This window comes from Sphingopyxis sp. (assembly GCF_965279725.1).
Taxonomy (GTDB): Bacteria; Pseudomonadota; Alphaproteobacteria; order Sphingomonadales; family Sphingomonadaceae; genus Sphingopyxis.
On record NZ_CBDIIL010000003.1, the window covers coordinates 1539810 to 1566138 of the forward strand.

The 26329-nt window shown below is 65.3% G+C and carries 18 protein-coding genes; 10 read left to right on the forward strand and 8 right to left on the reverse strand.

The window, feature by feature from the left end; translation table 11 throughout:
- Positions 1-88: 88 nt before the first annotated feature.
- Positions 89-571 carry a peroxiredoxin gene (locus tag ACQY6T_RS16425; protein ID WP_428632524.1) on the reverse strand — a complete coding sequence of 161 codons (483 nt, stop codon included), beginning with the start codon at positions 569-571 and terminating at the stop codon, positions 89-91.
- Between the two features lie 299 nt (positions 572-870).
- Here ACQY6T_RS16425 and ACQY6T_RS16430 point away from each other — a divergent pair, with 299 nt between their 5' ends.
- On the forward strand, positions 871-1434 hold the full coding sequence (locus ACQY6T_RS16430) for a YqgE/AlgH family protein (RefSeq protein WP_428632527.1): 564 nt from the start codon (positions 871-873) through the stop codon (positions 1432-1434).
- Here the strand turns inward: ACQY6T_RS16430 and ACQY6T_RS16435 are convergent.
- A complete protein-coding gene (locus tag ACQY6T_RS16435) occupies positions 1431-1670 on the reverse strand; it encodes a hypothetical protein (protein ID WP_428632528.1) in 240 nt (79 codons plus the stop codon). The two genes, ACQY6T_RS16430 and ACQY6T_RS16435, sit on opposite strands and share 4 nt — an antisense overlap.
- 561 nt (positions 1671-2231) lie before the next feature.
- Between ACQY6T_RS16435 and ahcY the strand changes: the two genes are divergently transcribed.
- On the forward strand, positions 2232-3647 hold the full coding sequence (gene ahcY, locus ACQY6T_RS16440) for an adenosylhomocysteinase (protein WP_428632530.1): 1416 nt from the start codon (positions 2232-2234) through the stop codon (positions 3645-3647).
- Between the two features lie 59 nt (positions 3648-3706).
- On the opposite strand, the gene ACQY6T_RS16445 is transcribed toward ahcY, so the two are convergent.
- Both ACQY6T_RS16445 and ACQY6T_RS16450 read right to left on the reverse strand, forming a co-directional pair.
- Positions 3707-5392: a sulfotransferase gene (locus tag ACQY6T_RS16445; protein WP_428632533.1), complete on the reverse strand. Its 1686-nt coding sequence runs from the start codon at positions 5390-5392 to the stop codon at positions 3707-3709.
- Between the two features lie 90 nt (positions 5393-5482).
- Positions 5483-8563 carry a TonB-dependent receptor domain-containing protein gene (locus tag ACQY6T_RS16450; RefSeq protein WP_428632536.1) on the reverse strand — a complete coding sequence of 1027 codons (3081 nt, stop codon included), beginning with the start codon at positions 8561-8563 and terminating at the stop codon, positions 5483-5485.
- On the opposite strand from ACQY6T_RS16450, the gene ACQY6T_RS16455 reads away from it, so the two are divergent.
- The 8 genes from ACQY6T_RS16455 (at position 8553) to trxA (ending at position 20368) form a co-directional block, all read left to right on the forward strand.
- Positions 8553-8894 (forward strand): hypothetical protein, encoded by a 342-nt coding sequence (locus ACQY6T_RS16455; protein WP_428632539.1) that lies wholly within the window; start codon positions 8553-8555, stop codon positions 8892-8894. The genes ACQY6T_RS16450 and ACQY6T_RS16455 overlap by 11 nt on opposite strands.
- A 59-nt stretch (positions 8895-8953) precedes the next feature.
- Positions 8954-11311, forward strand: coding sequence for a PAS-domain containing protein (locus tag ACQY6T_RS16460; RefSeq protein WP_428632541.1), 2358 nt, complete (start codon positions 8954-8956; stop codon positions 11309-11311).
- On the forward strand, positions 11308-11760 hold the full coding sequence (gene tsaE, locus ACQY6T_RS16465; protein ID WP_428632544.1) for a tRNA (adenosine(37)-N6)-threonylcarbamoyltransferase complex ATPase subunit type 1 TsaE: 453 nt from the start codon (positions 11308-11310) through the stop codon (positions 11758-11760). Before ACQY6T_RS16460 ends, tsaE begins: the two co-directional genes overlap by 4 nt.
- A complete protein-coding gene (locus ACQY6T_RS16470; protein ID WP_428632701.1) occupies positions 11757-12728 on the forward strand; it encodes an aminoglycoside phosphotransferase family protein in 972 nt (323 codons plus the stop codon). Before tsaE ends, ACQY6T_RS16470 begins: the two co-directional genes overlap by 4 nt.
- Positions 12719-13444 carry a nucleotidyltransferase family protein gene (locus ACQY6T_RS16475; RefSeq protein WP_428632546.1) on the forward strand — a complete coding sequence of 242 codons (726 nt, stop codon included), beginning with the start codon at positions 12719-12721 and terminating at the stop codon, positions 13442-13444. Before ACQY6T_RS16470 ends, ACQY6T_RS16475 begins: the two co-directional genes overlap by 10 nt.
- Positions 13437-16481, forward strand: coding sequence for a double-strand break repair protein AddB (gene addB, locus ACQY6T_RS16480; protein WP_428632548.1), 3045 nt, complete (start codon positions 13437-13439; stop codon positions 16479-16481). Before ACQY6T_RS16475 ends, addB begins: the two co-directional genes overlap by 8 nt.
- Entirely contained in the window at positions 16478-19984 is a 3507-nt protein-coding gene (addA, locus tag ACQY6T_RS16485) for a double-strand break repair helicase AddA (protein WP_428632551.1), read from the forward strand. The genes addB and addA overlap by 4 nt, the downstream gene beginning before the upstream one ends.
- Positions 19985-20047: 63 nt before the next feature.
- Entirely contained in the window at positions 20048-20368 is a 321-nt protein-coding gene (trxA, locus tag ACQY6T_RS16490) for a thioredoxin TrxA (protein WP_293701859.1), read from the forward strand.
- A 108-nt stretch (positions 20369-20476) separates the two neighbouring features.
- On the opposite strand, the gene argJ is transcribed toward trxA, so the two are convergent.
- From argJ to ACQY6T_RS16510, 4 genes are all read right to left on the reverse strand, one after another.
- Positions 20477-21709 carry a bifunctional glutamate N-acetyltransferase/amino-acid acetyltransferase ArgJ gene (gene argJ, locus ACQY6T_RS16495; RefSeq protein WP_428632554.1) on the reverse strand — a complete coding sequence of 411 codons (1233 nt, stop codon included), beginning with the start codon at positions 21707-21709 and terminating at the stop codon, positions 20477-20479.
- Positions 21710-21915: 206 nt separating this feature from the next.
- Positions 21916-23352: an aldehyde dehydrogenase family protein gene (locus ACQY6T_RS16500; protein ID WP_428632556.1), complete on the reverse strand. Its 1437-nt coding sequence runs from the start codon at positions 23350-23352 to the stop codon at positions 21916-21918.
- Between the two features lie 96 nt (positions 23353-23448).
- Positions 23449-24759, reverse strand: a complete 1311-nt coding sequence (locus ACQY6T_RS16505) for a M20/M25/M40 family metallo-hydrolase (RefSeq protein WP_428632558.1) — start codon at positions 24757-24759, stop codon at positions 23449-23451.
- 56 nt (positions 24760-24815) lie between these two features.
- The gene (locus ACQY6T_RS16510) at positions 24816-26276 is read right to left on the reverse strand and encodes a PQQ-dependent sugar dehydrogenase (RefSeq protein ID WP_428632560.1); all 1461 of its coding nucleotides are present in this window, start codon (positions 26274-26276) and stop codon (positions 24816-24818) included.
- Positions 26277-26329 lie beyond the last annotated feature (53 nt).

Genomic DNA, 26329 nt, shown 5'->3' on the forward strand with positions numbered 1-26329 from the left:
TTCTGGCACGATGGACCCAGCATCAAGTCCGGGGTGACGAAGAGTGAGGGGCGGCGTAGCCGATTTGCCGCGCCGCCCGCCTCTCGAATTACAGCTGACCGAGCATATGGTCGGCGCTCGACACCTTGAATTCGCCGGGAGCTTCGACGTTGAGCTGTTCGACGACGCCGTCGTTGACGATCATCGAGAACCGCTGGCCGCGCTTGCCCATGCCGAACGCCTTGCCGTCCATCGTCAGCCCAACCGCTTCGGCAAAATCGCCATTGCCGTCGGCGAGCATTGTGACGCTGTCGCCGGCGTTGCCGCTCTTGCCCCACGCGCCCATCACGAACGCGTCGTTGACCGCGGTGCAGACGATTTCGTCGACGCCCTTGGCTTTCAGCTCGGCGGCCTTGTCGACAAAGCCCGGCAGATGCTTGGCCGAGCAGGTCGGGGTGAAGGCACCGGGGACCGAAAAGAGGGCGACCTTGCGGCCTTTGAAATAATCGGCGGTGCTGACCTGTTCGGGACCGTTTTCGGTGACCTTTACAAAGGTGGCGTCGGGCAGCTTGTCGCCAGTCTGGATCGTCATGGTCGGCATCCTTTTCGTTGAGGGGATTTCTGGTGGGCGAGACATTGGGTCGGGTTGCGCGCGAGTCAAGGTGGGTGAGGGGGTTAGGGCGGGATTTTGGTGGAGGTAGCGGCTGACGAGGAGTTTTTACCGTTCTCCGGCGAAAGCCGGGGTCCAGAGCGTCATCACGCGACGTTTGCCTTCTAACTCCTTGGGCCCCGGCTTTCGCCGCGGAACAGAGCGGCTGTTTTCCGCCCTAAAGCCGCCCCCGCCCGCCAAAGATGCTGGACCGCCCCGTCCCTCCGCTGCATGATAGCGCAATGGACACAGACCCCATTTGGTTCACCGGCCAGTTGCTGCTTGCGCTGCCCGGGATCGGCGATCCCCGCTTCGAGCATTCGGTGATCGCGATGATCAGTCACGATGAGGAAGGCGCGATGGGGATCGGGATTTCCGACCCGATGGCCGGGATGACCGTCGGCGCGGTGCTCGATCAACTCGAAATCGCGCATGACGATCCGCTGGAACAGCCGGTGTTTCTGGGCGGCCCGGTCGAGCCATCGCGCGGGTTCGTTCTGCACAGCATGGACTGGGGCGGGCAAGAGGCGGTGCAGGTCGCCGACCGCTGGATGATTTCAAGCTCGCACGACACCCTGCGCGCAATCGGCGAAGGGCGCGGGCCGTCGCGCTGGCTGGTAGCGCTGGGTTATGCCGGATGGTCGGCGGGGCAGCTGGAGGGTGAGATGGTGCGCCACGGCTGGCACGTCACCCCGGGCAGCGATGCCCTGTTGTTCGACACGCCGCCCGCCAAGCGCTGGCAGGCGGCGTTTGCCGAAGCGGGAGTGGACGCCCGCTTGCTGACAACCGAGGGCGGTGAAGCTTAGCGCGCGAGTGCGAGCAGCGGACGACCGGCCGAGAGATTGGCGCGTGCGGTGCGGGCCGCCCAGCGCGAATCGACATAGCGCCCGTCGGCGAGTTCGAGGTCGTAACGGATCGGGCTGGCGAGTGCGGCGTCATAGGCGGCGGCGGCATCACTGGTGCGACCCAGACGAGCATAAGCGGTGCCGAGATTGATCAGCCGCGACGGGTCGCGGGCATTGAGGGTGGTGTCGCCGGTCAACTTGGCGACTGCGGCATGATTTTCGCCGGCGCGCAGCTCGGCATAGGCGACCGGTTAGCGCCGTCGAATCGGCCAGCGGCCCGGTGACAACAATGATCGATTGTGCGGCGGCCGGGCTCGCAAAGGCCAGTGCGACCAGCGGCAGCAATATTTTTTTCATCTCTCTATCCCCTCGAAAACTTTAGCCGATTTTCTCCCTCATCATCAGAAAAGTCAATGTTTTCGACGGTTTGTAACACTCATGTCACAATCGCCAACTATGCTCAACGCAAGGTGTATTATAAGTCAAGATTTTCAGAATCTTGGCCTTCGCGACTCGGTGTCACAATTTCACGGCGCCCGACTGTCACAATTGCGCCCGCTGAAAATAAATTTCCGCCCCGGTGCATTTTGCGCCGCTGATTCGCGTGTCCGCGGCACTCGGCGGACCGCCCGGCAATCGCGATATAAAGAAAAGTTTATATTTGATCGGCGGGTCACTTTGAGCTAGGGCGCGCAACATAATTACCCTATTTTCGGGGCCGCTCGCCTGCGGCCGAACTCGCCTACAGGAGACTTATTGTGGCCACTCTCGCCGCCGATACCCGTGATTATGTCGTTGCCGACATCGCGCTTGCCGACTTCGGTCGCAAGGAAATCAACATCGCCGAAACCGAAATGCCGGGCCTGATGGCGCTGCGCACCGAGTTTGGCGCATCGCAGCCGCTGAAGGGCGCGAAGATCGTCGGGTCGCTGCACATGACGATCCAGACTGCCGTGCTGATCGAGACGCTGACCGCGCTCGGCGCCGAGGTTCGTTGGGCCACCTGCAACATCTTTTCGACCCAGGACCACGCCGCCGCCGCGATCGCCGCGACGGGCGTGCCGGTGTTCGCAATCAAGGGCGAGAGCCTGGCCGATTATTGGGACTATGTCGGCCGTATTTTCGACTGGGGCGTCGAAACGGGCGAGACCTGCAACCTGATCCTCGACGACGGCGGCGACGCGACGATGTTCGCGCTGTGGGGCGCGAAGCTCGAAGCCGGACAGGACATGCCCGCACCCGAGAATGAAGAAGAGATCGAGATGCAGCGCGCGCTGAAAGCGTTTGTCGCCGCCAACCCCGGTTACCTGTCCAAGACGGTCAAGGCGATCAAGGGCGTGTCGGAAGAAACGACGACCGGCGTCCACCGCCTGTACCACATCGCCAAGAAGGGTGAGCTGCCCTTCCCCGCGATCAACGTCAACGACAGCGTCACCAAGTCGAAGTTCGACAATCTTTATGGTTGCAAGGAATCGCTGGTCGACGCGATCCGCCGCGGCACCGACGTGATGCTCGCGGGCAAGGTTGCGACGGTTGCCGGCTTCGGCGATGTCGGCAAGGGCAGCGCCCAGTCGCTCCGTAACGGCGGCGCGCGCGTCCTCGTCACCGAAATCGACCCGATCTGCGCATTGCAGGCGGCGATGGAAGGCTTTGAGGTCGTGACGATGGACGAAGCGGTCAAGCGCTCGGACATCTTCGTCACCGCGACCGGCAACGCCGACGTGATCACCGCCGAACATATGGCGGGCATGAAGAATATGGCGATCGTCTGCAACATCGGCCACTTCGACAGCGAGATCCAGATCGCGGCGCTCGCCAATTACAAGTGGACCGAAGTGAAGCCGCAGGTCGACCTGGTCGAATTCCCCGACGGCAAGCAGATCATCATCCTGTCGAAGGGCCGTCTGGTCAATCTGGGCAACGCGACGGGTCACCCGAGCTTTGTGATGTCGGCGAGCTTCACCAACCAGACGCTGGCGCAGATCGAACTGTGGACCCGCGCCGAGCAGTACGGCAACGATGTTTACGTCCTGCCCAAGCATCTCGACGAAAAGGTCGCGGCGCTGCACCTCGACAAGCTGGGCGTGAAGCTGAGCCAGCTCTCCCAGAAGCAGGCCGATTATATCGGCGTGCCGGTTGCCGGGCCGTTCAAGCCCGACCATTACCGCTATTGATTCGGCAGGAAGCCGGGTTGGCGCGCTGTCGTCGCCCGGCTTCCCCGCCCGCCTCTAGCTCAGCTTTCGGCTAGATCTCCGAGCGCGTCCTTGAGCGGTTGCAGCCAGCTTTGATAGTTGCGCCACTGATCGACCGCGTCGCGGTTGATCGGGCGGCGCACCTGTTCTGCGCTGGGTGTCCGCACCGGGCGTTTGTTTTCATGAAAATTGAGGCAGGCGTCTTCGAACGGGAGTTCGAGATAGGCGAGCAGGCCCCGGATTTCGCGTTCGGGATCTTCGATGAGCTGTTCGTGGACCAAGCGATACGCCGCGCCTGGCGCGGCCTGATCGATATGATCCATGAACCGCACATAGTCGCGATAATACTGCCCCATTTCAGCCAGCGCGTAGGAAAAACCCTGTCCGCGGGCAAAATGCTGTTTGAAGTTTGCAAAGCAACACGCCATCGCCGCGCGCCGCGCGTCGATGATCTTTGCGTTGGGGAATAAAGTCTTGATCAGGCCAATGTTCAGCCAGTTGTTGGGCAGCTTGTCGATCATATAGGGCTTGCCGGTCTGGCGATGCTGCGCCGCCGATTGCGTGTAGTGGTCGGCGAGGCGCTTGATGTCTTCCGCGTTAAGCGATGTTAGTATCTGCGGATATTTGGCGTGCTGGTCCGACCAACGGTCGGCGACGACCTTTTGCGTGATCAGCGGAATATAGGGAAGTTCGGCGGTGCCTTCGATCTGGCTGTGGGATGCCAAGATCTGCTCGACCAGTGTCGATCCGGCGCGCGGCATGCCGACGATGAAGATGAGCTTTGCGTTTTTATCGCCAATACCGGTTTTGGCGGCGAAATAATCCGCGTCGAAGAACGCGATCGAGTCCGATACTTCGGCGGTCATCGCCTGGGCATCATAACGCAATTCGGCGCGGCGGATTCGATTGGCGGTCGCATAATGGTCAAACGATCGCGTGTAATCGCGCGCGTCCTCATACGCCTTGCCCAGCGCGAAATGCAGTTGCACCTGCCCGGGGTCGGCGTCGGGTAGCGCCGCTACGAGGTCGAGCATCGCCTGACGGTCGGCGGCGTCGAACGAAACGCGTTTTAGGTTGGCCAGCCCCCACCAAGCTTCGGTGCGCCGCTGATCGAGCGATAACGCCCCCCGAAACGCCGAGACACTTTCGTCATAGAGGCCCAATGTCTTGCAGACATTGCCGTAACCGACCCAAAGCCACGGTTCGTCCGGTTGCTGCATGAGTGCCTGTTCATGCGATTTTAGAGATTGCTCATAGGCACCGATCTGCCCCAGCGTTGCAAGCTTCGTACTGAGCGCGTGTCGGTTCCGCGGGTCTAGCGCCAGCACCTCGTCGAGGTGGGACAGGCCGTCGCGGAAATCGCTCGTGCGAAACAGCGCGCGCGCGAGGTTCGTTTTAGCGTCGGAAAAGTCCGGCGAGATCGCAATCGCCGCGCGGAACAGCCGCTGTGCCTCTGCATAAATACCCAGCCGAACCGCGATTTCGCCAAGAATGCACAATCCCGCAACGTTTTCTGGCGCTCGCTGGAGCAGGGGGCGAACGATGGCTTCCGCCCGCGCTAACTGGCCGGTCATCAGCAGCTGACTTGCCTTCATTACGGCAGGCTCTTGCGCTTCTGCAGCGACGGCTTGTGTGTCGAGGTCGGCGGCTGCTTTACGTTCACCGGCGGCACGAAGCACTGCAGCCTGAACCCGCAGGTCGGTGGCCTCGGTGGAGATGCGATCCATAGCGATCCCTGTCTTCGCAGCGTCACACGCCGCTAGGTCACAAAAAAATGGCCGGGGCAAGCCCCGGCCAGATAACCTAAGTTGTCACGATCAGATTTTGGCGGTGAACCCGGCATAGAAGAAACGACCGCGGTTCGAGTAGATGCCACTGCCGCCGCCCGCACCGCTGAGCCCGAACGGCGGGTTGCGGTTGAAGGCGTTGTCGACACCACCATAAAAGGTGAATTTTTCGGCGACGTCAAAGCCCATGCGGAAGTCGTGATACCAGACCTCCGGATAATATTTGAAGCCGTCGGCAAAGGCGTCATCGTTCTGCGGCGGACGGCCCTGGACGCTGTTATAATTCTCCCACGCGCCGTTCGACATCTTGCCGATATAGCGCACCCGATACCCGAAGGTGAACGGACCGGTGACCAGCGACGCGTTGATGTTGAAAGCGTGCTGCGGATCGCCGAGTTCGCCGTTGATGCGATCGGCGCGGCCCGGATCGGTCGGCGACAGGAAGGCGTTGTTCGTGAGCGCATAGGTATAGTTGGCGCCGATCGAGACCTTCCCGACATTGTCGATCTGCCGGTCATAGCGCGCCTCGAAATCGATACCGCTGACTTTCAACTTCGCATAGTTCAGCGGAATCACCTGCAAGCTGTTTTCCAGGATTTGCCCCTGAATTTCGCCGCGGGGACCACCACCGGCACCCGCACGCGTGAACAAAGCGCAGAATTGGTTGTTGAGATCGACCGCATCGTAGCAGGCATTCAAGATGCCCTGCGCAGACGGCGCAGTGATCACGTCGTTGACGGTGATGTTGTAATAATCCGCCGAGAAGCTGAAGCCCGGGAGGAAGTCGGGGGTAAAGACGCCGCCCACCGTGTAGGAATCGGAACTTTCTTCACCCAAGTCCGGGTTGCCGCCCGACAGGAAACCCAGCGAGGCGAGGTAGGTATAGTTATAACCGGCGGGAATTCCGGCGGCCTGGCAGTTCGCGGCACGAGTCGCAGCGCCCGTACCGATATTGTCAGCCGAGCAAGGGTCCACGACGGTGGCAAAATTCTGTCCCAACGGCGTGAACTGATCCGCCAGATTCGGAGCGCGAACGGCACGGGAATAATTACCGCGCAGTCGCAGCGAACGGAACGGCGCCCATTCGAGGCCTGCATTATAGGTAAACACCGTTCCGGTCGAACCGCGATAATCGGCGACGCGAGCCGCGGCCGAAACCGTCAACTCTTCAAAGAAAGGCGTGTCCTTCAATATAGGAAGGCGGATTTCGGCGTAGGCCTCCTTCACTTCGAACGCCGGCGGATTGAACTGCGGGATAGCGTTATAGAAGGTCAGCCCCGCCGCGGTCGCGGCGTCCTGAACATAATCGGCGGTTTCGCGGCGATATTCGGCGCCCACCGCAAAGCCGATCGGGCCACCGGGAAGCTCGAACCATTTGCCGCTGTCGCCCGATACGAAGGCGCTGACGACGAACTGTGTAATCTTGCCTTTTGCCAGCGAATCCTGAAGCAGATAGTTGCGTGCCGCCTGTGTCACATTGCCCGAACCGAACAGATTGACGGGGACGCAAGCTGCCACATCGCCGGCGAGCTGCGACGCCGCATAAGTCGGGTTCGCGGCCACTTCGAGTGCGATGCGCGCCGCCGGATCAATCGAGGCGCGGCAAACGATGTTGCCGTTGGCGACCCCGTTCTGGACCAGACCCTGGTCCACCGCGTCGATCGCGAGCAAATAGCGCTGCAGATTGACGTTGCCCAGGATGGCGGTCGTTTCACGGAATTCGCCGTAGTTCGCCGAAACTTCGTAGTTCCAGCCGTCGTTGAACTCGCCGCGAACCCCGAGCACCGCGCGGTAGGTTTCTCGCCGTGCGCGTTCTTCGCGATTGGTCAGGTCGACGGCATTTTTCAGGAAGGTAAAGCCGGTCTGGTCGGCATCGGGGATGCCGTCGGGCGTGTCGTTGCCATTCGCGTCATAATAATCGCCATAATAGTCGCGGATGATCGGTTTGGCCTGATTGTTCAGATAGGGATTTTGCGTGAAGAACCGTTCGCGCGGCGACCCGGTCGCGCCGGTGAAAAACGGACCCGACGCATTGCCTAGCGAGTCGGTGCGGACATATTTCGCCTCGATGAAAGGGACGAAGCCAGGGCTGATTTCGAAATGGCCGATCAGATTGGCGCTATACCGGTCGAGTGTCGGCGTGAGGCCAAACTGCGTTCCGTCGCGGAAATTGTCGCCGTTGCCGCCGAGATAGGAGGGCACGGGCGGGCGGCCCGTCTGAACACCGGTCTGCTGAATCAGCGTCCCGTCGGGCTGGAACAGGAACGGCGTATAGCTCGACCCGCCCAAGAAAGACAGGAAGGTGCCGCCATTGCTGTAGGTGCCGCTGCGAATATCGCGATAGAAGAGGGAGTCAGGGTTGCCGTCGCTGCCATTTACCGCACCTGCCGGATCGGTATCGATCGTGATAAAGCCATTATTCTGAGCGAGATTCGGTCGGCCCGATGCGTAGAAGTCGTTCTGGCGCGCATATTCAAGATTGAGGGCGATATTGCCGCGGCCATCGGCGAAATTCTTGCCCACCAGCAGGCTGCCATAATAAGATCCGGCGTCACCATATTTACTGGCGCCGCCTTGGCCGCGCAGCTGGATGCCTTCGTAGCTGTCCTTGAGGATGAAGTTGACGACGCCGGCCAGCGCGTCCGACCCGTAAATGGCCGAATTGCCGCCGGTTACCACATCGACGCGTTCGATAAGATCGGTCGGGAAGGTGTTGGTGTCTGGCGAAACAGCGTTTGACAGCACGTCCGAACCGACATGGCGCCGGCCGTTGACCAGCACTAGCGTACGCTGAGTACCAAGCCCGCGAAGATCGAGCAGGTTGAGACCCGAGGTGCCGAGGAAGCGCGTCGAGTTCGACTGGCTGAAGGTGCTGCGCAGCGCGGGCAGTTCGTTCAGCGTGTCTCCAACCGACGTGTTGCCGCGTTCGAAAAATTCGTTGCCGGAGATCGAGACGACCGGAACCTGCGATTCCAGGTTGGGGCGCCGAATACGCGAGCCGGTGACGACGATCGCTTCGCCCGGAGTCGCGCCATCGACCGTTTCGTCGGCAGGGGCGGGTTCGGCCTCGTCGGTTTGTGCAAAGGCTGGCGTTGCGAGCATGACGGCCATTGCCGAAAGACTTGCCAAGCCCAGATTCCGCCGCGACCGCGGTGCGACCCACTTTTCATTTTGCATTTTCAATTCCCCGATTTTTGTTCTGGCCGCATCTTGCCCCAGCGGGCGTTTACAAAAGGTCAAAAGAATGACGTTTCGCAACCGCCCCATTATCCGGTTTGATGCTGCCCCGGACAAAACGTCCCAAAGCTGGGCATTCAAGTCAAGTAAATTGCGGCGAAATTCGGTCCCGGTATATCCGCGTGCCGTCGATGATGTGCCGTTGCGGCGCGATGGCGGGGCGCCCCGACGTCGAATGATTGAAACCCTCGAGGACAGTCGATAGGGCGGGCTGATGGCCCTTCGCCGCTTTTTCCTGTCCACCCGCGCCTTGGCGCGCGATCGATGACGCTATCGTCGGGCGCGCTCTTTGCCCTGGGCCTGTTTTCCGCGCTCTGGCTGCTCGCCGGGTTGTGGGCGGTTGGCCGCGGGATTGCGATGCAGCGGCGCGCCGCGTTCGTCGCGGGGCAGGCCGAACGGCTCGCCAGCTTGGTCGAGGCATCGCCGCAGTTGCCGGTCATCGTCCGCGCCGACTGGCGGATCGAGGCGAGCGAGAAGCTCGGTCGCTGGCTGGGGCTGGAACAAGGGCCGCGCAATTTCGATGAACTGCGCGGGCTGGGCAGTGGGCTGGACCCCGACGGTCATGACGCGCTGCGCCAGGCGATCCTCGGCGCGCAGCGCGGCGCCAAACCCTTTACGCTGAGCCTGAAGCCGCAGGGCAGCGACCGCACGATCATCCTGCACGGCGCCCCGGCGTCGCAGGCGGTGGGCGGCCCGGGCGGCGTGTTGTTGTGGCTGAGCGATGCGACCGACGGCCAACACGCGCTGGCGCTGGCGCGCAGCGACCGCGACGAGGCGATGGCGGCGTTCGAAGCGTTGTCGGGACTGATCGAGGCGGCGCCGTTCCCGATGTGGTTCCGCGACACCGGTCTTGGCCTTGCGCTCGTCAACGGCGCTTATGTTCGCGCGGTCGAAGCGAAGAGTGCGGCGGCGGTAATCGATGCCGGCATCGAGCTGTGCGAGACCGTCGCCGGGGTCAGCGCCGCCGAAGCCGCCGACGAAGCGCGCATCGCGGGTTCGGCGCAAATCCGCACGATCCCGGTAACGATCGAGGGCGAACGCCGCATCATGCGCGTCGTCGATGTGCCGCTGACGCCGACCGGCGGGCGCGTGATCGGTATCGCCGGCTATGCGATCGACATCCAGGAATTGGAGAGCGAGCGCGGCGCGCACCGACGTTTTGTCGATACCCAGCGCGAATTGCTTGACCGGTTGTCGGCGGCGGTCGCGCAATTCGGACCCGACCAGGGACTGGCCTTTGCCAATCTGCCGTTCCGCCGCCTGTTCGCGCTGGAGGTCGAAGACGTTACCGAAGCGCGGCCGTTCGCGCGGTTGCTCGACGCGTGGCGCGAAGGCGGACGGACCCCCGAAGTGCGCGATTATCCCGAATGGCGACAGGCGCATGTCGACTGGTTTGCGCAGGCCGGGGCGAGCGAGGAAGACTGGTTGTTGCTCGACGGCACCCATCTGCATGTCGTCGCGCAGCCGACCCCCGACGGCGGTTTGTTGCTGATCGCCGAAGACAAGACCGAACAGGTGCAGCTGGCCGGCGCGCGCGATACATTGCTGCGCGTCCGCACCGCGACGTTCGACAATCTGTTCGAAGCGATCGCTGTGTTTGCCCCCGACGGGCGGCTGCATTTGTGGAACCAGCGATTCCGCCGCCTGTGGGGGATCGACGAATCGACGCTGGCGGCGCATCCGCGCGTCGATGCGCTGATGGGCGGGCTGGCCGACAGGCTGGCGAAGCCGAACCAGATCAGCATTGTGCAGGAAGTGATCCGCGCCGCGACCCTGGAGCGGCAGCAGCGCGTCGGCGAAATTCGCTTTGCCGACGGGCGATATTTTGACTTCGCCTCGATCCCCTTGCCCGACGGCAATGCCTTGCTGATCATGCTCGACATCAGCGCGAGCCGGAAGATGGAAGGTGCGCTGCGCGAACGCAACGAGGCGCTGGAGGCGGCCGATCAGGTGAAGACCGCCTTCCTGTCGCGGATGAGTTACGAACTGCGCACGCCGCTGACGTCAATCGGCGGGTTCGGCGAGATGTTGCAGGCGGGCTATGCTGGCAAGATGAGCGACCAGCAGAAAACCTATATCGATGCGATCATGGATTCGGTCGGGGTGCTTGGGCGCCAGATCGACAATGTGCTCGACCTGGCGCAGGGCGAGGCAGGGACGCTGGTGGTCGAGCGCGCGCCGGTCGATGTCCTGACGCTCCTCGATGGCGCACTGCGCGATGCGGAAGCGTTTGCGGCAAGCGAAAAAGTCGAACTGGTCGGCAATATTGCGCCCGATCTTGGCAGCATCGCGGGCGATGCGCCGCGCTTGTCGCGGCTGGTCGCGGGGCTGCTCGACAATGCGGTGCGTTACACCGCGCCTGCGCGCCGGAGCGGCGGGCGCGTGCTGCTCCATGCCGCGGGGGATGCGCGCGGGATCGACATCATCGTGTCGGATAATGGACCGGGGATGCCCGAGGCAGTCGCCGCGGTCACCAAGGGGCAACAGGCGGGGACGGCGTCGGGGGGGATAGGCCTTGCTTTGGCGCGCCAGCTGGTCGCCGCGCATGGCGGGACGATGGAAGTGGTGAGCGAGCCGGGGCAGGGCACGCTGGTGCGGATCAGTCTGCTGCGCAGCGCATGACGGTTTTTTCCATCAGCTACGACCTTAATGACGCCGAACGGATCGGCACGGCGATCGGCGGGGCGCTGATGCCTGGCGATGTCGTTGCGCTGTCGGGCGATCTGGGTGCGGGGAAGACGACGCTGGCGCGCGCGATGCTGAAAGCGCGGGGGCTGGCGGGCGAGGCGCCCAGTCCGACCTTTGCGATCGTTCAGCCCTATGCGCCGCCGGAGGTGGATCTGCCGATCGCTCATGTCGATTTGTACCGGATCGAGGATGCGAACGAGCTGGTCGAACTGGGGCTCGACGATTATGTCGATGACGGTGCGCTGCTGATCGAATGGCCTGAGCGGCTGGGACTGCATGGCTGGGTCGACATGCTGACACTGACGATTTCTGGCGACGGCGACGCCCGCACCTTGACAGCCGAGGTGCCTGCGGCTTGGGGAGCACGATGGCCGCTCCGATGATTCCGCCCGCCCACGCTCCGGCCTTCCTTGCCGCGCATGGCTGGGGCGATGCCCAGATTTTGCCGCTCGCCGGTGATGCGTCGTTCCGGCGCTATTTCCGTGTCGTCGACGGCGCGCGGCAGGCTGTGTTGATGGATGCGCCGCCGCCGCACGAGGATCCGCGGCCGTTCATCGCGGTCGCCGAATTTCTGTGCGAACAAGGGCTGACCGCGCCAACGATCATCGCGCGCGATCTAGAGCAAGGCCTGCTGTTGATCGATGATTTCGGTGATGTGCGGCTGCGCGAAACGGTCGATGAAGCCCCGCATGTCGAGGAAAGCTATTATGCCGGGGTGACCGACCTCCTCGTTCACCTCCACGGACGGCCCCCAATGCTAGGGCTGCCGGTGCACGGGCTTGAGCAGTGGCTCGAAGAGGTGACGCTGTTCACCGACTGGTATTGTCCGGCGTTCGATCTGGAGGTCGATCGCGAAGCGTTTCTCGGCGCATGGGCGGCCGTGCTGGCACCGGCCGAGCATGACGGCTTGCCGCGGGTCACGGTGCTGCGCGACTATCATGCCGAAAATATAATGCTGGTGCCTGGCAAGGACGGCATTTCGCATTTTGGCTTGCTCGATTTCCAGGATGCACGCGTCGGCCACGCCGCTTATGATCTTGCCTCGGTGCTTGAGGATGCGCGGCGCGACGTTAGCCCGGCGGTCGAGGCGGCGATGCTGGCGCGCTATCAGGCGGCGACGGGTTCCGACATCGAGGCGGCTTATTGGGCGCTCGCGGCGCAGCGCAACACTCGCATCCTTGGCGTTTTCGTCCGGCTGTGGAAGCGCGATGGCAAGCCGCATTATAAATCATTCCAGCCGCGCATGTGGGGGCTGCTCGAACGCGATCTCGCACATTCCGCGCTGGCACCGGTGCGGGCCTGGTTCGACGAAAATATCCCCGCTTCGGCGCGCGCGGCGGCATGGGCGTGACCGCGAAGATCGACAGCGCGATGGTGATGGCGGCGGGGCTGGGCAAGCGGATGCGTCCGCTGACCGCGACGCGGCCCAAACCGCTGGTGCGCGTCGCGGGGAAGGCGCTGATCGACCACAGCCTCGACCGCATCGAGGCGGCTGGTATCGAGCATGTCGTCGTCAACGTCCATTATCTCGCCGACGCGCTCGAAGCGCATTTGGCGGCGCAAAAGCGGTCGTTTCGTATCGCAATCTCTGACGAGCGCGATCAATTGCTGGAAACTGGCGGCGGCATGGTGAAAGCGCTGCCGCTGCTGACCGGCGATCCCATCCTGATCGTCAACAGCGACAATATCTGGACCGACGGGCCCGAAGACAGCATCCGGCATCTGGCGCGCCATTGGGATGGCGACCGCATGGACGCGTTGTTGCTGGTCATTCGTCAGGCGAGCGCCACCGGCCACGGCGGCAAGGGCGATTTCCATATGGACCCCAATGGCCGATTGTCGCGGCGCAAGCTCGGGCGGGTCGCGCCCTTTGTTTACACGGGCATTCAACTGATCTCGCCGCGCCTGCTCGACGGCGCGCCCGGAGGGGCGTTTTCGACGAATATCCTGTGGGACCGCGCGATCGCGGCGGAGCGGCTCTATGGACTGTCGCACATGGGGCAATGGTTCGACGTCGGCACCCCGGGGCGCATCGCGCCGACCGAAGCCGCGCTGACGGATGGCTGATCCGAAGCCGACCGTTTTTTCGATCCCGGTCCAGCGGGCCTTTGCCGATGCGCTGGTCGCCGGGCTGATCGACCGCTTTGCCGATGGGGCGCTGGGGCTCGCCGAAGGATTGATCCTGCTGCCGAGCAACCGTGCGCGCAGCGCGGTGCAGGCGGCGTTTGTCCGCGCCAGCGGGGCGGGGTTGCTGATGCCGCGGCTCGCGGTGATCGGCGACGCCGATCTGGATGAAAGCGCCGCGCTGGCGCTTGACGGGATTGGCGAAGCCGAACCGATCCCGCCCGCGATCGACGCGCTCAAGCGGCGGTTGATGCTGGCGGGGCTGATCGAGCGCTATCACCCCGCGGGTGAGGAGCCGATCACCGGGGCGGCGGCGTTCCAGCTGGCCGAGGGGCTGGGGCGGGTGATCGACCAGCTGCATTATGAGGAGGTCGCCCCGGCGCGATTGTCCGACCTGGAAAGTGCGCTCGGCGATCTGGCGGGCCATTGGCAGGCGTCGTGGCAGCGTCTGCGCCTGCTCGTCGACCATTGGCCCGGGCTGCTGGCCGCGACCGGCCATATCGACCGCGCCGACCGCCGCAACCGGCTGCTCGCGCGGGTCAGCGCGGGCTGGCGGACCGCGCCGCCGGGGCGCTTTGTCGTCGCGGCGGGGGTGACCACCGCGGCGCCCGCAATCGCGCGGCTGCTGCGCACCGTCGCCGATCTGCCGCAGGGGATGGTGGTGTTGCCCGGCCTCGATCTGGGCATGGCGGGTGCGGAATGGGATGCACTGGGACCGGTCAAGGCCGATCCGGAGAAACCCGCCGCCGGAACTCTGGGCGAGCGCCCGCTCGAAACGCATCCGCAATATCATCTGAAACTGCTGCTCGGCCGGATGGGAATCGCGCGAGAGGAGGTCGGTGAATGGCCCGCCGCATCGCCCTTCGATGGCCCCGATGCCCGCGCGTCCTTCCTGTCGCTGCTGTTCGCGCCCGCCGCCTATACGGCGCGCTGGCAGGCGGCCGAGAATGTCGCGCCCAGCCTGACCGGCGTCAGCGCCGCAGTGTTCGCCGACGATGGCCAGGAGGCGCAGGGGATCGCGCTGATGATGCGCGCCGCGCTCGATGTGCCGGGGCGCACCGCCGCGCTGGTAACGCCCGACCGCTTGCTCGCCGAACGGGTTGCGGCGGCGCTCGAACGTTGGGGGCTGAAAAGCGAAAACCGGGTCGACGATAGCGCTGGCCAGTCGCTGGGCCGCACGCCGCCCGGGGCGCTGTTGCTGATGCTTGCAGAATTTGCCGCCGGGTTCGATCCGGCGCGGCTGATTGCGTTGCTCGGCCATCCGCTGGTGCGCGCGGGCCAGGGGCGGCTCGATTGGCTCGATCAGGTGCGGCGGCTCGACCTGGTGCTGCGCGGCCCCGGGCTGGTGCCGGGCTGGGCGGGGGTGACGGCGCGGATTGCCGAGTGCGCCGACGATTCCCAGCGCCGGGGGCATGACGCCGCGGCGGCGATTGGCGACTGGTGGGGCGACGTAGCGGCGGGACTTGGCGCCGCGCTGGCTCCGTTCGCGGCAGGCGTGCCTGCGCCGCCATCGGTCCTGCTCGGCGCGTTGCAGGACGCGCTCGGCTGGTTGACCGGCGAAGGCGCATGGACCGGCCACGCCGGCCGCGCGCTGTCCGAGCTGTTCGATCGCTGGGCGCTGGCGAAGAGCGACGGACCGGCGCTGGTCGCACCCGCCGATTTCCCGAAAATGCTGACCGACCTGCTCGGCGGCGAAACCGTCCGGCCACCCTATGGCGGGCATCCGCGGCTGTTCATCTGGGGGCTGCTCGAGGCGCGATTGCAGCGCGCCGACCTGATGATCCTGGGCGGGCTCGACGAAGGACGCTGGCCGCCGCAGCAGAGCCCCGATCCGTGGCTGGCCCCCGGCATCCGCCGCCTGCTCGGCCTTGCCGCGCCCGAGCGCCAGCAGGGCATGGCGGCGCATGATTTTGCCGGTGCCTTTGCCGCGCGCGAGGTGGTGGTGACGCGCGCGATGCGCAGTGGCGGCGACCCTGCCGTGGCGTCGCGTTTCTGGTTGCGGCTGACGGCGCTGGCGGGCGAATTGCCCGCGGCGACGGCGGGCGACCAGCCGGTGGCGGCGCTCGCCGCGCTGCTCGACGTGCCGCCGGGCGACAGCGTTCCCGCCGACAAGCCGCGTCCGGCGCCGCCGCAGCATGCAAGACCCGACCGGATCAGCGTCACCGGAGTCGATCAGCTGGCGCGCGATCCCTTTGCCTTTTATGCCGCGAAGATCCTGCGGCTGAGCGAACTCGACCCGCTGAGCAGCGGTCCCGACGCCAAATGGTTCGGGACGCGGGTGCATAAATTCTTGCAGGATTGGCAGGCGGCCGGGCTGACCGAGGCGGCGTTCGATGCCGAACGCGCCGCGCTGCGTGCCGATCCGGCGCTCGATTCGCTGGCGCGTGCGTTCTGGCTGCCGCGCATCGAGCCATCGCTGCGCTGGGCGGCGGAGCGCGTCTGGGCGGGGCGCGACGAACGCTGGCCGGTCGCGAACGAGGTGACCGGCACGTTGCTGGTCGACGGCATCACGCTCCAAGGCACCGCCGACCGTGTCGATCAGGCCGCCGACGGCACGCTGGCGATCGTCGATTACAAGACCGGCGCGGCGCCATCGGGCAAGTCGGCGGGCGAGGGGCTCAACAGCCAGCTGGGCCTGCTCGGCCTGCTCGCCGAAGACGCGGGGCTTGGCGATCTGGCGCCCGAACCTGTCGGGGCGTTCGAATATTGGGAATTGAAACGCGACCGGAAAAAGGGCGTCGACGGCGCGGTCAAGGCGATCAAGGGGCAAAAGCCCAAACCGGCGACCGCGGCGGCGGTGGTCGAGCGCGCGCGCGAAGCGCTCGCCGAACTCAGCGCCCGGTTCCTGCTGGGACATGAGCCCTTCGTCCCAGGCGATACCGCGAAGCGCTACGCCGATTTCGATCAGCTGATGCGCCGCGATGAATGGTTCGGGCGCGGCGAGCCGGAGCCGGGCGCGGCGGGTGAGGGGGCGGCATGATCGATCCCGACAAGCTGCTCAAAAACCTCGACCCCGGGCAACAGGCGGCGGCGCAGCCCGGCGACCATGTCTGGCTCGGCGCGTCGGCGGGGACCGGCAAGACGCAGGTGCTGTCGGCACGGGTGCTGCGCCTGATGCTGGAGGGCGTGTCGCCCGAGGCGATCCTGTGCATCACCTTTACCAAGGCGGGCGCCGCCGAAATGGCGCATCGCATCCACGAACGGCTGGCGATGTGGGTGCGGATGGCCGACGGCGATCTGCGCACCGAGTTGCAGGCGTTGGGTCTGGATCTTGAATTCATCGGCTATGATCGCGGCGTTCCGGCGCTGATGGATCGCGCGCGGTCGCTGTTCGCGACGGTGATCGACAGCCCGGGCGGCGCGGTGCGCGTCCAGACGATTCACAGTTTCTGCCAGACGCTGCTCGCCAGTTTTCCGCTCGAGGCAAAAATATTGCCGGGATTTCGCGCGCTCGAGGATAGCGAGGCAAGCGCGTTGCAGCGCGAAGTGCTCGGCCAGTTGCTCGCGCGGCCCGATGCCGACGGCGATGCGATGCGAGAGATTGCGGCGATGCTGTCGCGGCGGTTGGGGCAGGATAGCGCGATCGCTTTTCTGGCGCGCTGCGCCAGCAGTTTTACGGCGGTCAATGAGCCGCGCTTCGCGCCGCGGGCGCATGACCTGCGGACCGAACTGGGCCTGCCGCAGGGCGATCCGATCGCGTGGCAGGCCGACGCGCTGTCGGCGGGCGCGATTGCCGACGCCGACATCGCCGCGGTCGCGGCGAGCGGGCGCGACTGGGGGACCAAGACCGGCGACGGCCGCGCCGATGTCATGGACGACTGGTTCCGTGCCGATCCGCACGGCCGCGCCGCGATGCTGGCCGCGGTGCGCGGCTGTTTCCTGACCGGCACCGGCGACATGCGCGCCGATTATACCAAGGACAAGGGCGGCATGCGCAGCTGCCTGGGTGCGGCCGAGCGGATCGTCGCCGCCGCCGATGACTTGCTCGCGACCGCGACCGCAATGCAGGTCGCCGACGAACTGGCGGCGGGGTGGGATTTGGGCAGCCGCTTTGCCGAGGCTTATGCGCTGGCCAAGCGCGAGCGCGGTTTCGCCGATTTCGACGATCTGATCAGCATTGCCAGCCACTTGCTGGCGCAGGGCGATTTCGGCGACTGGGTGCGCTTCAAGCTCGACCAGCGCACCGACCATATTCTGGTCGATGAGGCGCAGGACACCAACGCGCGGCAATGGGCGATCATCCTGTCGCTGGCGGCCGAATTTTTCGCCGGGCTGGGCGCCAAGGACGACCGCATCCGCACGATGTTCACGGTCGGGGACCGCAAACAGGCGATCTTCGGCTTTCAGGGTACCGAACCCGCGGCGTTCGAGGCGGCGCGCATCCGCTTTGGCGAGCGCGCCGCGGCGGGCGGGCGGCCGTTCGAGGATGTCGATCTCGACACCAATTACCGGTCGAGCCCCGCGGTGCTCGACGTCGTCGATGCGTGGATCGCGGCGGGCGCGCCCGAGCTGATGGGGCTCGACAGCGACGAGCCGCCGCACATTCCCGCCGAGTTCAACCGCGACCGCGCGGGGCGCGTCGAGCTGTGGGCGCCGTTGCCGGTCGGCAAGGCGCTCGCTGGTGACGCTGACGACGAGGGTGATGCTGACGAGGGCGAAGATGGCGCGGCCGCCGGGGGGGAGGGCGCCTCCGCCGCCGCGAGCGACCCCGCCAGCCTGCGCCTGTCGCGCGCGATCGCCGACGAGGTGCAGGACTGGATTGTCAACGGCAAGGACGGGCGCGCCGTTGCGCCGGGCGACATCCTGATCCTGGTCCGCCGCCGCCGCGACCTGGCGGCGCGGATCGTCGCGCGGTTGCAATCGCTGCATGTCCCGGTCGCGGGGGTCGACCGCTTTTCGCTGACCCAGTCGCTGGCGGTGCAGGATCTGCTCTCGGCGATGCGCTTTGCTGTGCAGCCGCTCGACGACCTCAATCTGGCCGGCCTGCTGGTATCGCCGCTGTTCGGCTGGAGCCAGGACGATCTGTTCGGTTTCGCCCACGGCCGCAAGCGAAGCGCGCTGTGGGAACAGCTTCGGGCGCGCGAAAGCGACGTGCCGCCCGCAACGATGGCGGCGCTGCGCAGCCTGCTCGGCATGGCCGATTTCACCACCCCGTTCCGCTTTATCGAGACGATATTGTCGGGGCCGATCGACGGGCGCCGCAAACTCTATCACCGGCTGGGCCGCGAGGCGCGCGATCCGATCGACGAACTGCTGGGGCAGGCGCTGGCGTTCGAGCGGCAGGAAGCGCCGTCGCTGCTCGGCTTCCTCGCCCACATCGCCGCCAGCACCGCCGAGATCAAGCGCCAGACCGAGGCGCGCAGCGACGTGGTGCGGGTGATGACGGTGCATGGGTCGAAGGGACTACAGGCGCCGATCGTCATCCTGGCCGACGCGACCGACGATCCGAAGCCGCGGCGGCTGACCTTTGCCATGAAGATGGCGGGGTGGGACAAATTGCCGGTGTTCGCGCTGGGCAAGGACGAGCGCCACGGTGCGGTCGCCGCGGCGCACGACGCGAAGGAACGCGCCGAGCGCGAGGAGCATTGGCGGTTGCTGTATGTCGCGATGACGCGCGCCGAGGAACTGCTGGTCGTGACCGGGATCACCAAGACCGCCGACGGGTCGCTGCCCGACGACAACTGGCACGGCGCGGTCGACGCGGTGATGGCCGAGATGGGCGCCGAATGGCAGGACGCCGGGCCGCGCTGGGGCCAAAAGCGCGTCCATGCGGTGCATCCGAAGAAATGGGCGCAGGTAGCAAAGGGCAAGGCGCGGGCGGTGCTGCCACCGGTCGCCGTGCCGCTATGGGCGCGGCAGGCGGCGCCCGAGGAGGCGCGCCCGCCGCGCCCGCTGGCGCCCTCGGCGCTGGGCGACGACGATGTCGCAGCGGCGCCGCAGGGCAGCGACCGTGCCGCGGCGGTGAGCCGTGGGCTGTTGCTGCACGCGCTGTTCGAGCGGCTGCCGCCGGTGGCGCCCGATAAGCGGCAGGGTGCCGCGCTGCGCTGGCTGGCGGTGCAGGCGGCGGCACTGGACGAAGCGGCGCGCGCGGCGATGGTCGCCGAGGTACTTGGCGTGCTGGGCGACCCCGCGCACGCCGCGCTGTTCGGCCCGGGCTCGCTTGCCGAAGTGCCGTTGTCGGCGGTGGTCGACGGGACGGTGGTCGCGGGGATCGTCGACCGGTTGCTGGTGACCGCCGATGCGGTGACGGTGATCGATTACAAGACCGGGCGGCATGTGCCGGAGGACGCCGCCGCAGTCGCGCCCGCCTATCTGCGCCAGATGGCGGCGTATCGGGGGGCGCTGGCGGCGATTTTCCCCGGGCGGCGGATCGACGCGGCGTTGCTTTATACCGCCGGGCCGCGGCTCATCCGCCTCGACGACGCCACCCTCGCGCCGCACAAGCCGGGCTTGGCGGCAACCAAGGCGAATTTGGGCGGTTGAGGTCTTGAGCCGGAGGCCGCGACGCCTTAGCTTGGAGGCAACAATATTTCAGGAGTTTGTATCATGGGTACCAAGGCAATCAGCGACGACAGCTTTCAGGCGGACGTCCTCGACAGCGACACTCCCGTGCTCGTCGATTTCTGGGCCGAATGGTGCGGCCCGTGCAAGATGATCGGCCCCTCGCTCGAGGAAATCGCCAATGAGCTGGGCGAAAAGGTCGTGATCGCGAAGCTGAACATCGACGATCATCCGAACGCCCCCGCCAAATATGGCGTGCGCGGCATCCCGACGATGATCCTGTTCAAAAATGGCGAGGTCGCCGACACCAAGGTCGGCGCAGCGCCGAAGAGCGCGCTCAAGGGCTGGCTGGAAGGCGCGCTTTAATACCAAACCTCGTCATTGCGAGCGAAGCGCAGCAATCCAGAGCGGTTTACGGCTACTCTGGATTGCCGCGTCGCCTTCGGCTCCTCGCAATGACGGAGATTAGGGGGCTCAGCTCCGGTAATCGGCGTTGATGCTGATGTAGCCGTGGGTGAGATCGCACGTCCAGACGGTCGCGCGGCCTTCGCCCAGCCCCAGGTCGGCACCGACGCGGATTTCCAGGCCCTTTAGATGCGCCGCGACCGGGGCTTCGTCATAGCCATCGACCGGTAGCCCGTCCTTGGCTACCCAGTGATCGCCGAAGCGGATCGCCAGCTTGTCGCGGTCGGCGGGTTCGCCCGCCTTGCCCACCGCCATCACGACGCGGCCCCAATTGGCGTCCTCGCCCGCGATCGCGGTCTTGACCAGCGGCGAATTGGCGATGGCGAGCGCGACGCGCTTGGCGCTGTCGTCGCTGACGGCGCCCGACACCTGTATCTCGATGAATTTTGACGCGCCCTCGCCGTCGCGTACCACCTGTTGCGCAAGGTCAAGCGAGACGGCGTGGATCGCGGCGTAGAGCGCGTCGGCGCCGGGATCGTCGCGAGTGGTCAGCGGGGCATTGCCCGCCTGTCCCGTCGCGAACAGCAGCACGGTGTCGCTGGTCGAGGTGTCGCTGTCGACGGTGATGCTGTTGAACGTCCCACCGGTCGCCTCGCTCAGCATGTCTTGCAGCAGCGCAGGGGCAACCGCGGCGTCGGTGAAGATATAGCCGAGCATCGTCGCCATGTCGGGGGCGATCATGCCGGAGCCTTTGACGATGCCTGCGACATGGACGGTCCGGTCGCCGACGATAGCGCTGGCGGCGGAACCCTTGGCGAAGGTGTCGGTCGTGGTGATGGTTTGCGCCGCCTCTTCCCAGCTGGCGGACGGCCCGGCGAAGCTGATGACCTTGGCCAATCCCTCGCGCGCCTTGTCCTTCGACAGCGGCACGCCGATGACGCCCGTCGAGCAAACGAACACGTCTTTCGGATCGCAGCCGAGATGCGCGACGACTTGCGTAACGATCTGTTCGACCGCCTCGCGGCCTCGGTATCCGGTAAAGGCGTTGGCATTGCCCGCGTTGACGACCAGCGCGCGGGCGCGGCCATGGGCGATGCCTTCGCGGCACATCTCGACTTCGGTCGAGCAACAGACATTGCTGGTCGTGACGCCCGCGACGGCGGTGCCGGGCGACAGCTCGACATAGGTCAGGTCGCAGCGGTCCCAATTCTTGTACTGCGCGCGCGCGACGCGGCGCGTTACCCCGGCGATTTCGGGGAGGTGCGGGAAGGCAGCGGGGGCGAGGGGAGAGCGGGTGGTCATGAGGATGCGCTTAGCGGGAGTTGCGCGGATGCAAAAGCCCCTCCCGCAAGCGGGAGGAGCCTGATCCTCCGTGTCGCGAAGCGATGGGGAGGTGGCAGCGCGAAGCGCTGACGGAGGGGCTTCTACGCTGCCGTTGCTGCCCCTCCACCCCTCGCTTCACGAGCGGTCCTCCTCCCCATGGCTTCGCCGCAGGGAGGATTTAGCTATTACCCCGGAATGCCGCTGATCGATTTCACTTCCATGAAGTCCTTCAGCCCGAACACGCCGCCTTCGCGGCCGTTGCCCGAGGCTTTGTAACCGCCGAACGCCGCGCCCGGGCCGGGGCCCCAGGCGTTGACTGCGACCATGCCGGCGCGCAGTTTCGGCGCGACGGCAGCGGCCTTCGCAGGATCACCCGAGATGACCGCCGACAGGCCATATTCGGTGTCATTGGCGATATCGACGGCTTCGTCGAGGTCGTCATAGGCCATGATCGTCGCGACGGGGCCAAAGATTTCCTCGTTGGCGATGCGCATGGTGCGGGTAACGCCCGAGAAGACAGTAGGCTTGATATAATAGCCGCGGTTGACGTTGCTCGGCAGGCCGGTACCGCCGGTTTCCAGCGTCGCGCCCTCGTCGATCGCCGACTGGATCAAGCTCTGGATCTTGTCGAACTGCGCCTTGTTGACGACGGGGCCGATATGGCCGCCTTCGCTCATCGGATCGCCGACCGAGGTGCCGTCGAACATCGCCTTAATGAAGCCCGCAGCTTCGGCTGCTCGCTCTTTCTGAACGAGGATGCGGGTCGGCGCGATGCAGCTCTGACCGGTGTTGACCAGCACGCCCTGCACCGTCGGCGGCAGCACAGTTTCGAAATCGGCATCGGGCAGGACGATGTTCGGCGACTTGCCGCCGAGTTCCTGATGGACGCGCTTGACCGTGTCGGCGGCCGCTTTGGCGACGAGGATACCGGCGCGGGTCGAGCCGGTGAAGCTGACCATTTCGATGCCGGGGTGCGACGAGATCGCGTTGCCGACGGTCGGGCCGTCGCCCTGGACGAGGTTGAACACGCCCTGCGGAACGCCCGCGGCGTCGAGGATTTCGGCGAAGATCGTCGCGTTGCCGGGACATTCTTCGGACGGTTTCAGCACCATCGTGTTCCCCGCGGCCAGCGCGGGTGCAACTTTCAGCGCGATCTGGTTGAGCGGCCAGTTCCACGGGGTGATCATGCCGACGACGCCGATCGGTTCATAAGCGATGACGCCCGCGGCGTATTTTTCGGTGAAGGAGAAATCCTTGAGCGCCGCGATGGTCCCGAGGAAGCCGCCGATGCCCGCGCCGACCTGTGCGGTACCGGCGAAGCTGACCGGTGCGCCCATTTCGCTTGCCATCGATTTGGCGAGATCGGCGCCGCGCTTCTTATATTCCTCGACGATATTGTTCAGCAGTGCGAGCCGCTCTTCGCGCGTCGTCTGCGACCAGCTCTTCAACGCTTCGCGCGCGGCGGCAACGGCGTCGTCGACGTCGGCGGCGGTGCCGAGGACGATCGTCGAGGCGGCTTCTTCGGTCGCCGGGTTGATCACGTCGTGGGACTTGCCGCCCTTGCTGTCGACCCATTGGCCGCCGATGTAGTTCTGCTTGAGGTGCGTTGCGGTGTCGCTCATTTTCTCTCTCCCAATCGGCGTGAATTTACGTCTCGGATTGCTACCTAATCACTGTGGCGGATGAATCAAGCAACGCCAACTGACAAAGGTGACGGTTCAGCGCTTTTCAGCGCTCAGGCGTGACATCAATATGGCAGCGCGGGTCGCTTGACGCGCGATGCTCGGGATATCGACCGCCTCGCCTGGTGCGTGATCGCCGGTGCTGTGTGGCCCGAGTCCGGCAAGACCGTCGACGTCGGCGGCGACGAAACTGATGTCGCCGGCGCCGCGCTTGAGTGGATCTAGCGTCGCCATTTCGGCAAGTCCCAGGTCGCGGTTCACGCCATTGAGCTTGACGAGCAGAGCGCGATTGCCGTCGGTCGGTGCCATCGCGGGATAGCCGCCCGGATCAAAGGCGAGTTTTGCGTCGGTAACGGGAGCGTGTTCGGCGACGATCGCCGCCATCTTTGCCTTTACCCGCGCCGCCTGTTCGGCCGAGAGGGTCCGCAGATCGCCGCGCGCGATGGCGACGGGGGCGATGATGTTGGTCTTGCCGTTTGCGGTCGCGCGGATGCCGCCGGCGTCGAGGGTCGCTTCCTGCCCTCCCGCGATCAAGCCGACGTTGAAGGTGAGGTTGGGTTCGGGAAGATCGGTGCGGAAACGCTGGATGATACGCGTCAATTCATAGATCGCGCCGTCGCCCGCCGCGGCGCTGAAGATGCCCGAGCTGTGGGCGCTCTTGCCCGTTGCGGTAACGGTCCAGCTTTCGCTGCTGCGCCTTGCGACGGAGCCCATGTCGGCGCCATTGTCGCGGACCAGCCCCTCGAAATCGAGCGCGACGTCGCTACGTTTGCCTGCAGCGATCAGATCGGCGCGCGCCTTTTCGATCGGATCGCCGGCGTCTTCCTCGTCGCCGGTCATATGGATTTCGATATTGGCACCATTGAGAGTGCCCGCGGCCTGCATCGCGCGCAGCGCCGCGACGATGACCACCATCCCGCCCTTGTCGTCGCCCGCGCCGGGGCCTTCACCCATATCGCCCTTACGGGTGAATTTCTGGAACGGCGAATCGGGTTCGAATACGGTATCGAGATGCGCGATCAGGAGCAGGCGTTTGGTGTCGGGCCGACCGACATGCGTCGCGATCAGATGCCCGGCGCGGCCCGTGTCGGTCATCGGTTTCCATTCGACCTTGAACCCGAGCGGTTCGAGTTCGGCGCGCATCATCTCCCCGACCTTTTCGACGCCCACGAGGTTGAGCGAGCCGCTGTTCTGGTTGACCAGCTTTTCGAGCAGCGCGAGCGAGCGTGGTTGTTCGGTCTCGACCGTTTTCGCCATGCCGCTTTCTGCTTTCGACAGGTTGGCGTTCGCGGCGGGGCTCAGCGCGAACGACGCGGCGAAAAGGGCGATGAACGGCAGCGATTTCATTGGGGGGTCTCCTCCGGGTGGCCTCTTGTGCCGGTTGCACCCGGCCCCGGCAAGCGTCAGCCAGGGCGCACCATGAAAATGTCGCCGCCGATGCTGACGATGAACAAATTGCCTGCGCTATCCTCACCGAACGAGGCGATCGAATTGATCGTCCCGGCGTCGGGGGTGAAATCCTCGTTGCGCCGTGCGAAACGCGATGAGGGCAAAGTCTGTCCCGCGACGAAGCTTGAGAAGGGTATCGACCAGATGTTGCCCGACACGAAATCGGCAAAAACATACTGGCCGGCGAGCGAGGTCACCGGGCCGCGATAGACATAGCCGCCGGTGATCGAATTGCCCTGCCGCGGGCCGCTGCCATGCCCATATTCGGCGACCGGATCGGTCAGGCCGCCGGGCGCGGTGCCCGAATAGGGCTGGGTTCCTTCCTTGAAACGCCAGCCGAAGTTAAGCCCCGGCTGGGTGGTCGTCACCATGTCGATTTCCTCGACCGCGCCTTGCCCCACATCGCCGATCACCAGCGTCGATCCCGAGAACGAGGCGCGGAAGGGATTTCGGAGGCCCACGGCGTAAACATAGGGATCGCCGCCCCCGGCGATGAAAGGATTGCCGGGTGCCGGGGCATAGCTGCTGCCGCCCGCTCCGACCGAAAAGCGCAGGATCTTGCCGAGCCGCAGATTGGTGTTTTGCGCGTTGTTGTTCGGGTCGCCGCCGCCGCCGCCATCGCCAATACCGACATAGACGAGCCCGTCCGCTCCGAAGCCGATCCAGCCGCCATTATGGTTGTCGGCGTCGGCATGCGGGACGCTGAGTACCGTGTCGTAGGCGGTCGAGGAATTGGGCTGTCCGAGCGTGTAACGGCGGACCTGCACCGCGCCGTTGGCGGCCGTCGCGACCGCGAACAAGCGCTGCGATGTCGCATGGTCGGGATAGGCGGCGAGACCCAGCAGGCCGCGTTCGCCGCTGGTCGAAATGTCGGTGATGTTCAGCACCTGGGTCCGGTTGCCGTTCGCCGGATCGAACCGATAGACGGCACCGCCCTTCTCGACGACATAGACGCGGCTGTCCCCGGGGATGGGGGCGACATAGAGCGGCTGGTTGAACCCGGTGCCGACGCGGGCAACCGCGATCCCTTCGCGGCTGTTGGTGACGGTGATGTTGACCGTCTGCGTCACGCTCGCCTGTCCGTCGCTGACGCGCAGGACGACGGCATAGATGTTGTTTCCATCGGCATCGCCGGGCAGGTCGAAATCGGGCGCCGCGCTGAACCTAAGCGCTCCCGCCGCAGTGATCGCAAAGCGTCCCGCATCGGCGCCGCCGTCGATGGTAAAGGTCAACGCGTTTCCGTCGGGATCGGTGGCGCTCGCCTGATAGGCGGCGGTGATGTTTTCAGTGACACTGGCGGTCTGCAGCGAGGTAAAGCTGGGCGGGGCATTGGCTGCGGTGCCGCCGTCTCCACTACTGCCGCCCCCGCCACAAGACGCCAGCATCAGGCAGGGCAGAGCAAGAGAAGCGGACATTCGCATGGCCAAACAGCCTTTCATGATCGCACCCGCCCCGACCGCAATCTGCC